The organism is Fervidobacterium changbaicum (genome assembly GCF_004117075.1).
In the GTDB taxonomy this organism is placed as follows: Bacteria; Thermotogota; Thermotogae; order Thermotogales; family Fervidobacteriaceae; genus Fervidobacterium; species Fervidobacterium islandicum.
Genome location: NZ_CP026721.1, coordinates 770522 through 784061, shown reverse-complemented (window position 1 = coordinate 784061; position 13540 = coordinate 770522). Strand labels below are relative to the sequence as shown.

12 protein-coding genes are annotated in these 13540 nt (G+C 42.3%); all 12 read left to right on the top strand.

Features of this window, described 5'->3' with window-relative positions:
* Nucleotides 1-67: 67 nt before the first annotated feature.
* The 12 genes from CBS1_RS03635 to CBS1_RS03580 all read left to right on the top strand — a co-directional run bounded on the left by CBS1_RS03635 (nucleotide 68) and on the right by CBS1_RS03580 (nucleotide 13503).
* Entirely contained in the window at nucleotides 68-1339 is a 1272-nt protein-coding gene (locus CBS1_RS03635) for an extracellular solute-binding protein (RefSeq protein WP_033191899.1), read from the top strand.
* Nucleotides 1311-2225 (top strand): carbohydrate ABC transporter permease, encoded by a 915-nt coding sequence (locus CBS1_RS03630; protein WP_090222685.1) that lies wholly within the window; start codon nucleotides 1311-1313, stop codon nucleotides 2223-2225. The genes CBS1_RS03635 and CBS1_RS03630 overlap by 29 nt, the downstream gene beginning before the upstream one ends.
* A complete protein-coding gene (locus CBS1_RS03625; protein ID WP_033191897.1) occupies nucleotides 2222-3067 on the top strand; it encodes a carbohydrate ABC transporter permease in 846 nt (281 codons plus the stop codon). The genes CBS1_RS03630 and CBS1_RS03625 overlap by 4 nt, the downstream gene beginning before the upstream one ends.
* Entirely contained in the window at nucleotides 3064-4503 is a 1440-nt protein-coding gene (locus CBS1_RS03620; RefSeq protein ID WP_090222687.1) for an MFS transporter, read from the top strand. Before CBS1_RS03625 ends, CBS1_RS03620 begins: the two co-directional genes overlap by 4 nt.
* Nucleotides 4504-4547: 44 nt before the next feature.
* Nucleotides 4548-5435 (top strand): DMT family transporter, encoded by an 888-nt coding sequence (locus CBS1_RS03615; RefSeq protein ID WP_143004747.1) that lies wholly within the window; start codon nucleotides 4548-4550, stop codon nucleotides 5433-5435.
* Nucleotides 5436-5440: 5 nt separating this feature from the next.
* Nucleotides 5441-6559 carry an iron-containing alcohol dehydrogenase gene (locus tag CBS1_RS03610; RefSeq protein ID WP_090222691.1) on the top strand — a complete coding sequence of 373 codons (1119 nt, stop codon included), beginning with the start codon at nucleotides 5441-5443 and terminating at the stop codon, nucleotides 6557-6559.
* An 80-nt stretch (nucleotides 6560-6639) separates the two neighbouring features.
* Nucleotides 6640-7470, top strand: coding sequence for a transketolase (locus CBS1_RS03605; RefSeq protein ID WP_241685565.1), 831 nt, complete (start codon nucleotides 6640-6642; stop codon nucleotides 7468-7470).
* Nucleotides 7467-8444: a transketolase family protein gene (locus CBS1_RS03600; protein WP_052107179.1), complete on the top strand. Its 978-nt coding sequence runs from the start codon at nucleotides 7467-7469 to the stop codon at nucleotides 8442-8444. The genes CBS1_RS03605 and CBS1_RS03600 overlap by 4 nt, the downstream gene beginning before the upstream one ends.
* 36 nt (nucleotides 8445-8480) lie before the next feature.
* On the top strand, nucleotides 8481-10502 hold the full coding sequence (locus tag CBS1_RS03595; RefSeq protein ID WP_033191895.1) for an alpha-glucosidase: 2022 nt from the start codon (nucleotides 8481-8483) through the stop codon (nucleotides 10500-10502).
* The gene (locus tag CBS1_RS03590; RefSeq protein WP_033191894.1) at nucleotides 10502-11950 is read left to right on the top strand and encodes a hypothetical protein; all 1449 of its coding nucleotides are present in this window, start codon (nucleotides 10502-10504) and stop codon (nucleotides 11948-11950) included. The genes CBS1_RS03595 and CBS1_RS03590 overlap by 1 nt, the downstream gene beginning before the upstream one ends.
* 24 nt (nucleotides 11951-11974) lie before the next feature.
* On the top strand, nucleotides 11975-12457 hold the full coding sequence (locus tag CBS1_RS03585) for an RpiB/LacA/LacB family sugar-phosphate isomerase (protein WP_033191893.1): 483 nt from the start codon (nucleotides 11975-11977) through the stop codon (nucleotides 12455-12457).
* Nucleotides 12457-13503 (top strand): LacI family DNA-binding transcriptional regulator, encoded by a 1047-nt coding sequence (locus tag CBS1_RS03580; RefSeq protein WP_090222695.1) that lies wholly within the window; start codon nucleotides 12457-12459, stop codon nucleotides 13501-13503. The genes CBS1_RS03585 and CBS1_RS03580 overlap by 1 nt, the downstream gene beginning before the upstream one ends.
* Nucleotides 13504-13540: the final 37 nt, after the last annotated feature.

The following is a 13540-nucleotide window of genomic DNA, read 5'->3' as shown; positions in this document are numbered from 1 at the left end:
TACGCAACGGTAATTTGGTATTCGGAAACAGTTTCTTAGTTCTCAACCTTCCAAGGGGGTGGTGTGGATGAAAAGGGTATTTCTAGTGCTCTGGTTGGTAAGTATTTTTGCGGTTGTTTTTGCGGCACCGTACAACACAACGATTAAAGTGCTTGCTTGGGATGATGCACTTACACAGGCGCTCAAGAGTGGTATACCAGATTTTGAGAAGGCGACAGGGATTAAAGTTATTCTTGAGCTGATACCATCTGGTAACTTGCTCCAAAAGATAGGCGTAAGTGTGAGTGTCGACAAGACGGACTACGATTTGGTAACGGTAGACGAGCCATTCATACCAGCACTTGCTCATCTTATGTTACCATTTGACCGCTGGAGCATGGGAAAGATATACAAGAAGCCAAACCTTAGTGTGTTTGCACCTAATGCGTTCGAAGCAGCTCAATGGGGCGGAGTTTTTGTAGGGATGCCAATCAACGCAAACGTCTACATCTGGATAACTAGGAAAGATTTAGTTAACGATCCGAAGTACAGAAACGAGTTTAAATCAAAGTACGGATACGACCTTGGTGTACCAAAGACGTTTAAAGAACTCAGAGACATGGCTGAGTTTTTCCATTCGAAAGGTATCTACGGTTTTGCACCGTTTACAAAGCAAACTGAAGGCTCTACCGCAGAAGCGATATTCATGTTTGAATCATTTGGAACGAGTCCTTTAACCGTCCAAGGCGGCAAGGTTATCGTCTCACTTGACGAGAAGAAGGCAGTGGAAGCGATCAACTTCTACAAGGAGTTGTTAAAATTCTCACCTCCGGGTGCACTTGATATGGGACATTCCGAACGTATTGCAGCGTTCAATCAAGGAAAGGTCTTCACCATGTTCCAGTGGCCAGCACTTGTTCCTCAACATGAGGATCCGAACAACTCACTTGTAGCTGGTAAAATCATCTATTCAGCACCACCAGTTGGTCCAGCAAAGGGCGCTGCTATCCGAGGATGCTGGGTGTTAGCTATGCCAAATGCTTCGAAAAATAAAGAGGCAGCAGCAGAATTTGCATATTGGTGGGCTTCGTATGAGACTGGGCAAAACCTCATACCGAAAGGGTTTACACCGGCAAGGTCCGACTTGCTCTTAAATCCAACTTACAACAAAGAAAGACCATGGTTCAAAGCTATTTTCGATTCCATGAAAAATGCAGTGGCAAGACCAAGGTTTACAAAGTATCCTGAGGCTTCCCAGATAATAAGAAATTACTGGTTAGCTGCTATCAGCGGAAAGATGAGTCCAGAAGAAGCAGTAAGGAAGATGAAAGATGAACTCAACGAGCTTGTCGGGAAGTAAAAAGGTTAAGAATTTCGGGGGCGCAAGCCCCCATTGGTTCTTCCTAACTCCTGCCTTAGTGATTGTGTTTGCAATTTTGATATTTCCGGTAATATACTCTCTGTATATGTCAACATTTGACTGGCACTTATTTTACAGTGCCGAAAGGAAATTTATCGGTCTGGGAAATTTCTTCCAACTATTCAAAGATAGAGAGTTTTTACATTCGTTGTGGCTGCAGTTCGGTTTTGTTGTTATTGCTCTGCCAATAGAAACGGTAATAGGTTTTTTCGTGGCACTTTTGCTAAATCGAGATGGTAAGTTCTACGCTGTAGTAAGGTCTTTGCTATTGCTACCGGTTTTCATACTCCCTGTCATCTCCGGCTTAACCTGGCGACTGCTCTTGCAACCGGAGTACGGTATGGTTAGTTTCTTTCTTGAAAAGCTCGGGTTTGGTATAAAGGCATGGCTTGCAGAACCTGATTTTGCCTATGGTATGGTGATAGTCCAGGATGTCTGGCGCATGTGGCCATTTATGTTCATGTTCATATACGCTGGATTGACCGGACTGCCAAGGGAGATCATAGAAGCTGCCGAAATTGACGGGGCTTCGTTCTGGACAAAGGTCTTTAAGGTTATTTTACCTCAGCTCAGACCGACAATTGCAACGGCATTCCTGCTCAGGTTAGTTGACGCATTGAGAATCTTCTCAGAAGTTTATGTGATGACCGGTGGAGGTCCTGGGAACGCAACTATGCTGCTGTCTCTCTACATCAATAAACAAGCGTTTGAGTTTTTTAACATCGGCTACGCAGCGTCGATGGGTGTTGTCTTACTGATTTTGGCCCTATTTTTGTCTTTCTTCATTGTTAGAGGGAACGTGAAGTTTGAAGGTGAGCGTGGATGAAAACGAATCAGAGTGTAAAGAGATTAAGGAAAAAACTTATTCCATTTTTGATTCTTATCGTCTCGTTATTCGTCTTAATGATTGAATTAATGCCTATAATGGTTGTCGTTACCAGCGGATTTAAAAGGGATATCGATATCTGGGCACGCGGTCCGTTTTACTTCAAACCAACACTGGAAAGCTACAAGCAGGTACTGTCAAACAGAGATTTTCTGCTAAGCTTGAAAAACAGCTTGGTTGTTGGTTTAATTTCAACTGCGATTTCTATCATCGTTGGTTCAATGGCTTCTTATGGACTAACTCGATATGTGTTCAAATTCAAAGAGATAATCGCTTACACGTTTCTTGGTTTTAGAATGATTCCTCAAATTTCGCTTGTCATCCCGCTTTACGTGATGTTCAACTACCTTAAATTGAGAGATACACTAACGGGAATAGTCTTGGCGCACGTCAGCTTCAATATTCCGTACGTTGTATGGTTACTTCTGCCTTTCTTTGCAGCAGTGCCCCGTGATTATGAGGAAGCAGCAAGAGTTGATGGGGCTACGGAAAACCAAGTTTTCTGGCGGATTTTCTTTCCTCTCGTGTCGCCAGGACTCGTAGTGGCAAGTGTCTTTGCATTTTTGATGTCATGGAACGAGTTTTTGTACGCGCTCATTTTGACATCAGTGAACGCAAGAACAGCACCTGTCGCTGTTAATGGGTTGCTTGGTCAGTATGCGCCAAAGTGGGGGCAATTAACAGCTGCAGGCACAATTATGTTAATTCCTGTTTTTGTGATAACTCTAACTCTTCAGAAGTACATCATAAAGGGGCTTATATCAGGGGGGATTAAGGGATGAGCAAAAGTTCCGAGAAAGTTAGGAACGAAAACGGCAAAGAAAAGGTTCCCTTCATAACAAAGTTTTTCTTTGGTTTTGGCGATGTTTACGGAGGTGGTGTATTCAACATCATTAACTTTTTCTATGCGATTTTCTTGACTGATGTAGTTAAAATACCTCCGGCCTATGCATCAATTATATTCCTGGTCGGTAAGATTTGGGATGCCGTGACGGATCCGATCATGGGATATATAAGTGACAGGACTAAATCGCGGTGGGGAAGGCGCAGGCCGTACTTCTTATTCGGCGTACCGTTTATCTTCCTTTCTTTTGTTATGGTTTGGTATCCAGTGTCTTTTGAGAGCACCTTTGCAAGGTTTCTATATGCACTATTTTCATACATGTTCCTCAATACAGTCGTAACGATGGTTCTTATACCATATACCGCAATGAGCGCAGAAATCACGCTTGATTACAATGAAAGAACAGCGATAAATTCGCTAAGATTAACGTTTTCGCTACTTTCGTCATTGCTGTGCGCAGTTCTACCGATGATGATTGTTAAAAGTGCAGGCGATCCAAGGAAAGGGTATTTAACGATGTCGATCATCTTTGGAACGTTCTTCGCATTACCGTACCTTGGTGTTTTCGCATTCACAAAAGAAAAGAACTTCAAGCCTGCTACAACCAAGTTGAACTTCAAGGAACTGATTATTGAACCACTCAAGATAAAGACGTTCAGGCTCTATCTTGGTATGTTCCTTTTTGCCTATCTTGCTATAGACACCGTTTCTGTTATATTCCCATACTATATGAAATACTACATCGGTAAACCGTATTTCGTTTCAGCGGTTTTGGGTGTGTTGCTTATAACAGAAATCATCTTCGTTCCTGTGTACGCTATGATTGCAAGAAAGAAAAGTAAGAATTTCGCATATATTGTAGGTGCTTTAGTTTGGATGGTTGGTGCTACATTAACGTTCTTTTTCAGACCTGAATGGCCATCTCGGATGCTGTTAGCTGTAGCTGCGCTCATAGGCGCCGGTGTTTCCGCAGTTGCCGTTATGCCACACACGATACTTGGAGATGTTACAGACGTAGCCGAATTGAAGTTCGGTGAAAGAAGAGAAGGAAATATTTCTTCAATGGCAACGTTCTTGAGAAAGGTAGCATCTGCACTCGTTCAAGCAGTTATTTTATTGATACTTGGCTTAGTGGGGTACGTAAATCCCAAAGGGAACGAGATTCCCCAGCAACCTGAAAGTGTTATTTTAGCCATTCGGTTGATAGTCTTTGTGGGACCTATACTCTTACTTTTGGTTGGACTTTACTCCGCATTGAAGTATCCGCTCAGACCTGAAGTGCATAAAACTTTGGTTAAATTGCTCGAAGCTAAAAGGCAGGGTGAAGATGTTGACAAGCATGTCTTGAAAGAACTGCAAAAAGAATTGATTTAGATGACAGTTGAGTTTCGATAAAGGAGAGGGTGTCTATAAAGGCATTGAGTTTACCGGTCCTCGTAGTTGTATGGGGAAGTTATTATATAGCGAATAAATTAGCATTGTCTATGTTTGGTGTCGTTTTCAACGGTGTTTTCATAAGAACGTTTGTACTTTTTTCGATGTTGTTAGTTGGGACTTTTACCGGGAAAATCAAGGAAATACTCAGAGTAGGGTACATTTTTCCAAGGCTTGTTCTGATAGGTCTACTTGGCTTTGCGCTCGATATCACAGCTTTCCTTGGTTTTAAATATTCAACAGCGTCCAAAGGAGCCGTTCTGTTGAGAACTGATGTTCTTTTTTCCACCGTTATTTCCATCTTTCTTGGTGAATTACCAAGCTTTGTGGATATCCTTTCAATGGTATTGATGCTCTTTGGAGTTGTACTTGTTTCAGGCAGTACGGATTTAATAAAATTCAGCTACGGAGATATCTTTTTTCTGCTCAGTGCGTTTTTCATAAGTTTAAACGCCTTTGTTATTCGCAGTGTACAAGAAGACAAGAGAAATCCAGGTTCGGATTTTGTTATTGCGTTCTACAACAACTTCTTTACACTTGTCTTCTTTTGCCTCTTTTCGATAAACTCGTTGGTCCGAGAGCTAACCAGAAATTTCACTTTGCTGGGTGCAAACATTGAAACCGCCGGACTTGTTATGGGTGGTATTTTCCAGTACCTGATATATGTTGTCTATTACAGGAATTTGAGGATCTTCCCGGTATGGCTTGTGAGGACTGTGCTCCTGCTCATGCCTGCGTACGTGATTTTTGTGATGTCCTTCTTTGGTGAGTCCGTAACAGCAAAGCAATTGGTAGGTGTTCTGGTGATACTCTTCGGTGGTTTTCTGCTTACTATGAGTAATTATTTCAGCAAAGGCAGAGAAAAGAGGTGACGAGGATGTTTGGAACAGGTCAATTTCAGCTTTACAATCCTGTTAGAGTTATTTATGGCAAAGGTGAGCTGAAAAGGTCTGCTGAGATATTTGGCGTATCGAATGTACTTGTTATATGCGACCCTTATGTGAGCTCAAACGAATACTTCAAAGAGGTGATGACAGGATTTAACTCCGTTTTTATTTACAACAAGATAATTCCAAATCCTCCCTGTGAATTAATCGATGAAATTATAGAGTCGGTATACGAGCATTCAAAAGGTGCCCCCAAATTTGAGGGAGTGATAGGGATAGGTGGAGGAAGCACACTTGATACGGCAAAAGCGGTAAGTTCTTTGCTTGTCAGTGAAGGTAAATTGGCTGATTATGTTGAGGGAAAGAAGAAATTTGAGAAAAGGTTACCTTTGATGCTTATACCCACGACATCAGGTACAGGAAGTGAGGTAACAAACGTTGGGGTTTACACATTGAACGATATAAAAAAGCCAATGACAAGCCCAACGTTCTGGGCTGATATCGCACTGGTTGACCCTGTCTTAACCTACTCGATGCCGAAAAGAGTTGCTGCAACAACAGGCCTTGATGCACTTACCCATGCCATTGAAAGCTACTGGGCTACTAGTACACAACCTTACACGGAAGGTCTTGCTCTGAGATCAGCGAAGATGATATTTGAAAGTTACGAAGCCTCACTTAACGGTGAAGAGTGGGCAAAAGACGAGATGGCGATTGCGGCAACAATAGCAGGTATAGCGTTCAGTCAAACAAGAACAACGGCGGCACACGCAATAAGTTTCCCGATTACGAGTTTTTACAACGTAGAACACGGACTTGCATGTGCTTTAACGTTGCCTACTTTAATTCACTGGACTTACAAGTTCATCTCAGAAAAGATGGATGATTTTGTCCGATACGTTGGATTTAAAGATGTTGAGGAACTCGCAAAGAGAATTGAGCATATGATGGAATACTCAGGTTTTTCATTGAAACTGCATGACTATGGTGTAAAAGAAGACGAGCTTGAGAAAATAGCAAAAGTTTCGGTTGAAGCAAATATTATAAACCTAACACCAGGGAATCCGAAATACGAAGACGTCTTGGAGATTTTGAAAACCATATATTAATTGCGCTTGGTAGCGTATTGAAGGAGGGATTCATCTTGAACGTTCACCTGCTGGATTTAACACCTGAGGAGGTCAGGTTTTTGAAAAGGAAGGCCACACAGATAAGGATTATTACTCTTGAGATGATAGGTCACCTTGGCGTGGGACATGTTGGCGGTTCTCTGTCAATAGCCGAGGTATTGGCCGTGCTTTATTACAAGGTTATGAGAATCGATCCCAAAAACCCCAAATGGGATGAACGCGATAGGTTCGTGTTGTCAAAAGGACATGCTGGTCCAGCGCTTTATTCTGTTCTGGCTGACCTTGGGTACTTTCCATACGACTGGATATATACATTAAATAAACCAAATACGAATCTTCCGAGCCACTGCGATAGGCTTAAGACTCCCGGTGTGGATATGACTGCTGGTTCACTTGGACAGGGCTTGTCAGCGGCGGTTGGCATGGCACTTGGGGCAAAGATTAGAAAAATGGACATCCGTGTTTTCGCACTTATAGGTGATGGAGAATCGCAGGAAGGTCAGATCTGGGAGGCAGCGATGTTCGCTTCCCATAACAAACTGAACAATTTAATCGCGTTCACTGACTATAACAAGATGCAGATAGATGGTTACATTCACGAGGTCAACAATCTCGAACCGCTGGCAGATAAATGGAGAGCGTTTAATTGGCATGTCGTAGAGGTTGATGGTCACAACGTTGAGCAGATATATAACGCCATTCGCGAAGGAATGGCTCAACAGGAAAAACCAACCATGATAATACTGCACACCATAAAAGGCAAGGGTGCGTTCTTTGCAGAAGGTAAGGTAGCGTCTCACAATATGCCGATTAAAGAAGAAGAACTGCGGATAGCGGTTGAAACTTTAAAGAAAGAGATGGAACAGTTCAAAGGGGCTGATACGAAATGAGCAATAAGAACATCGAGGCGAGGAAATTGCCATTACCAACGCAGGATGAAAGGGAAATCAGAGATGTATACGGTGAATTATTGCTTAGTTTGGCAGAGGAAGACGAACGGATAGTAGTTTTAAACGCAGATTTAGCAAGGTCAGACAGTACGTTAAAATTCAAAGAAAGGTTCCCCGATAGGTTCATCGATGTCGGAGTGGCCGAAGCTAACATGATGGGTATAGCTGCTGGTCTTGCGAATATGGGGTTAATCCCAATCGCACACAGCTTTACTCCGTTTGCTACAAGACGTGCGTATGACCAGATAACGATATCCATTGCTTACGCAGGATTACCTGTTAAGATAGTGGGAACAGACCCGGGAGTTACTGCGGAACTCAACGGAGGCACACACATGAGCTTTGAGGATGCAGGGATAATGAGAAATTTACCGAACATGGTTATAGTTGAACCAGCCGATACACACCAGCTGAGAAGTTTATTCAAACAGATCATCTACCATAATCGGCCAGTCTATACGAGACTTTACAGAAGAAGAAAAGACAGGTTCTTCAATGGCAACGAAAATTTCGAAATTGGAAAGATATTCACGATGAAAGATGGAAAAGATATAACAATAATTGCCTCTGGCTTGATGGTTGGACAATCGATAATTGCTACGAATATGCTCGAAGATGAAGGCATCAGCGTAAGGCTTTTGAACATGCACACGCTTAAGCCGGTTGATGAGGAAACTATTGTCAAAGCTGCTAAGGAAACGGGCCGAATTGTAGTTGCTGAGAACCACAGCATATTAAATGGCTGGGGAAGTGCGGTCTGCGAAGTGGTAACTGAATACTACCCCGTTCCAGTTGCGAGAATAGGGGTAAGGGACCATTTCGGGGAAGTTGGACTGACGGACTTTCTACTGGAAAAGTACAAGATGACGGCAAAAGATATCTACACTGCTGCTAAAAAGCTTTTAAATATTTAAAAAATGACTCTGTTGATGTTTCAGGGGTGAAAAAATATGATTGAAATCAGCGAAAATTCTCTTACGCTAAGAATAGGTAACTTTGAACTTGCCCATAGCGAAGATTTTCCCATATTTGCAGTGGGTCGAGGTGAGAATACGTACGAGATGTCGCACGGGAATTTCAATATTTCAAAGTACTATAATGAGAAAATACCTCTGAGAAAGTTCAAGGTGCTTTCGAAAAATGAAAATCAATGCGAGATACTGTTCTTTTCCCCAAGTGGTGAGGAACTGAAGAGCAAATTCAGTCTTATTGCTGATAAATTAACCATTGAGATTTTGTCGGCTTCAAAGAATTTGAACAGATTTTGGATTTACATACCTACTTATGAGAGTGAAGAGATATACGGATGTGGGGAACAGTACTCGTATCTGAATCTAAGAGGTAAGAGAGTTCCACTGTGGGTCTCAGAACAAGGCGTTGGGAGAAACAAAAGAGACATTATAACTCACTTTGCAAATTTTAAGGACGATGCGGGCGGAGATTGGCACACAACTTACTTCCCGCAACCAACGTTTGTTTCCAGCAGAAATTATTATTCGATAGTGCACAGCTATGCTTACAGCGAATTTGATTTCTCTCATAGGAACTTTCATGAGTTAGAAATACATGAGATACCTCAGAAAATCGAATTTGGTACTGGAAATTCGCTTATTGACACCGTCGTAAAGCTGACCAAGAGTATAGGTCTTCCAAATCCTCTGCCTGATTGGGTATACGATGGCGTGATTTTAGGACTCCAAGGTGGGCGAGATGTAGTTGTTCCCAAAATCATGCGCGCACTTGAGAAGGGATTGAAAATCACAGGTCTTTGGATTCAAGACTGGGAAGGCAAACGTATCACAACGTTTGGAAAACAACTGATGTGGAACTGGGTTTACGATGAGAATATGTATCCCAATTTACCAGAGATGATAGACCAGCTTAGAGATATGGGAATCAGAACACTTGGCTACATAAACACATTCCTGGCTTTAGAAGGTTCGCTTTACCAAGAGGCTTCGAAAAAAGGATACCTTGTTAGAAAACCAAACGGGGAAGAATACCATGTTGTTGTAACCACGTTCCCTGCAGCACTTGTCGATTTTACAAACCCAGAAGCCAGAGAATGGATAAAAAAAGTTATTAAATCAAACATGATAGGAATTGGACTTTCTGGGTGGATGGCTGACTTTGGAGAGTATCTACCAACCGACGCGGTGTTGTACGATGGAACACCAGCAGAGCTATATCACAATAGGTACCCCGTGGATTGGGCGAAGATTAATGCAGAAGCTGTCGAAGAGGCCGGAAAAATGGGCGAAGTTGTGTTTTTCATGAGGGCAGGTAATCTTCACAGTGCAAGATATTCAACCCTTTTCTGGCACGGAGACCAACTTGTGAATTGGTCAAAAGACGACGGATTACCGTCTGTAATTGTTGCAGCACTCTCTATGACCATGTCTGGTATTGGACTTACGCATTCAGATATTGGCGGTTACACTACATTGGCGAAAAACGTGCCCGATATCGTCGTCACTAAGCGCACGAAAGAGCTCTTCATGAGATGGGCAGAGCAGTCGACGTTCACGCCGGTTATGAGAACCCATGAGGGTAACTGGCCGGATGAGAACTGGCAGTTCGATTCCGATGAAGAAACTTTAAAGCACTTTGCCAGGATGAGCATGGTGCATTATGCATTGAAACCTTACATAAAACAGCTTGTCGAAAAGTACGCTTATGAAGGAAAGCCTATAATAATGCCACTGAACTTGAGGTACAGAATCGAAAACACAGAAGAGTTGAAATATCAGTACCTATTCGGGGAAGACCTGCTGGTAGCTCCGGTTATAGAAAGTGGGCAGGATACAAAGAAGGTCTTCATTCCAGATGATGAATGGGTGCACTTGTGGAGCGGCAAAAGATATACCGGTGGTACTTACGAAATAGAGGCTCCAATTGGATATCCTCCAGTTTTTTACCTGGCTGATTCTGAATGGAAAGATGTTTTTGAAAAAGCAGGTGATATGAAGTGATGCAAGCAAAAAGAAAGCTCAAGGTGGGCCTTGTTGGTCTCATTCAGTTAAATTACAGAGGAAATAAGCAAGAAGTATATAACAAAAGCGTAGAAGGCTTGAATAAACTGTCACAAGAACTTGGGTTTGAATTCTACTGGCGCAAAGATTTTGTTGTAACGAAGAAAGATGCTGCTGAGGCACTTAGAGAAATTGAGGACCAAGGTGTAGATTTCTTGCTAGTACAGTCTACATCGTTCTCGTCAGGATATTTAATACAAACATTGGCTCAAACAAAGGCTTACCTTGGTCTTTGGGCAGTTCCAGAGATAACCAAGTCTGGTCCGCTGCCACTTAATTCGTTCTGCAATATGAATTTAAACATGAGCATCATGGATAGGTTCATGCCTTATTTAAGCAAGGATGCTAAGTGGTTCTATGGATTTGTAGAAGATGAGCTTTTCAGAAGAAGATTTGAAGTATCGATAAGGGCACTCAGGGCCATAGTTAATGTGAAAGGCTCAAATTATGCACTCGTTGGTGGACGTGCACCGGGTTTTGACAACCTATTCTACGATCCGAGGATATTATTTTCCAAATTCGGTGTCTCTGTTGATGAGATAGAGTTTGGGGATTTGAAAAAACTGTTCTTTGAGCAGAGTGAAAGTAAAGTCAGGGAGGTCGAAAAAGAAATCCGTGAAAAGTACGTGATTGCGGATACGTTCACGGAGGGTTTCGTAGAAAAGATGGCGAGGCTTGTCAGTTCGGTGAGGGAACTTGTTCAGAAAGGCAACTACGATGGGCTTGCCATCAGCTGCTGGCCAAGGTTTAGGAGTGAGCTTGGGATGGTTCCCTGCGGAGCATACGCTTTCCTTTCTGACGAAGGGCATACGACCGTCTGCGAAGGAGATGTTGTCAGTCTGCTAAGTATGAAAATGCTTGAATACATATCAGGTTATCCTGCGATATTGATGGACTTATCGAGCTTTGACATGTCGGATAACAGTATATTCTTGTGGCACTGCGGGATTGGAAGCAAATACTATAGCAGCGCACCCTTGGTTCTGGAAAGGCACTTCAATCCAGGACCGTACATAGAAGGCAAAGGATGGTTGGAGATGGCACCGGTATCGAGTATGAAATTTTCAAAAATGGCGGCCACGATAGCAAGGATTGGGAACAATCTGTCTGAGTACTTCGTCTTGACAGGTGAGTTTATAGACGACGAAAGCAAGCCGGATTACTTTGGGAGTAGGGGCTGGCTTGGAAAGGTGAAGTACTTTGGTGAAGAGATTAATGCGCTGGATTTGATGAACACGTTGCTTGTTAGGAAATTGGAGCACCACTTTCCAGTTGTGAAAGGGATTTGGGATAGTGAAGTTATTGAAGTTATGAACTGGTTTGGACTTGCTGGCGTAAAGAAAGTTCCATACAAAGACTATTATCAGAACTATAAACTCTTGGATTAATGAAATTCAGAGGAGGAATATAAAATGGATGAAAAGAGGATAGTTATCGGTTCTGATAAATCGGGTTTCAACCTCAAAGAAGCTGTGAAGAAACACCTTCAGGAAAAAGGATACGAAGTAGAAGACGTAGGAACATTAGATCCTGAGAACTGGCTTCCATACTATGTTGTTGCACCACGAGTAGCTAAGAAAATACAATCTGGTGAATACAAAAGGGGCATCTTGATTTGTGGCACAGGTGCTGGTATGTCCATCGTTGCCAATAAGTTCAAAGGTATATACGCTGTTGCTGTTGAAGGTAGTTATACCGGAAAGATGGCAAAAGTGGTTAATAACGCAAATGTATTAACGATGGGTGGTTGGGTGATAGCTCCCGAGCAAGCGTGTGACATTGTGGACAAATGGCTTGAGGCTTCCTTTACCGAAGGGTTCCCGGAATGGCGTCAAGAGTTTCTCAGAAACGCGTATAAAGAGGTTCAGAAAATAGAGGAGGAGAATTTCAGGTAATGGTGAAAAGAAAAAGATTCGCAACTATAAAAGATGTAGCAGAAGCATCAGGCTTTTCGATAAATACCGTATCGCGAGCGTTAAGTGGTCGTGGGTATGTAAAAAAAGAAACGAAAGAGAAAATACTCAAGGTTGCGGCAGAGTTAGGATACACAAGGGACTGTACCGCAAGTGCGCTCAGAACAAGGAAGACGCATTTAATAGGTGTTGTCGTTGTTGATAACACCAATCCTTTTTACGCGGAAGTAATAAAAGGAATAGAACTCGAAGCTCGGAACTACGGATACACCATATTACTTGTGAACACAGATCGAAGCTACGAAAACGAAGAAAGAGCGATAAACACATTACTACAAAGGCGAGTTGATGGTTTGATTATCACCGCGGTACAAACAAAGATAGACGACATTATAAGATTAGTTCAGCAAGGGATACCAAACGTTGTAATAGGAGCAAGGTTTGAAAAGATACAAACAAACTACGTTTGCAGCGACGATGAACGCGGTGGATATATAGCTATGAAATATCTTTTAGACACAGGGCACAAAAACATTCTTTTTTTGAATGCGCAAAAACATAAATATGCCTCGCGGGTAAGGGAAGAAGGTGTGAGAAGGGCTTTAGAAGAATTTAAATCGGAGATGTCAGAAGGACAGATAAACTTAGAAGTGATATACTCAAACGAAGGTTTCGAAAGCGCATACGAAACTTTCAAAACGTTCGTTATCAGGAAAGGTCAAAAGTTCAACTACGATGCACTGCTGTGCTACAACGACATCTTTGCTTATGCAGCTATCAAAACACTGAAAGAACTCGGATTCAAAGTCCCTGACGATGTTTCAGTCGTTGGTTTTGATGACATAAGCTTTTCCTCAATAATTGAACCACCTTTGACCACAGTGGCTACCGACAAACTCAAGCTTGGTTCGGAAGCATTTAAGAGTTTGATAAAAAACATGGAAACAGGTTCGGTTTCTCAAATTATTCTGCCTGTTGAATTGAAGTTAAGGAACTCTACTTTGAATCGCATACCACAAGATCTGTAACAACTATCTCTTCAATTTGTGTTAAAATATTATCAGG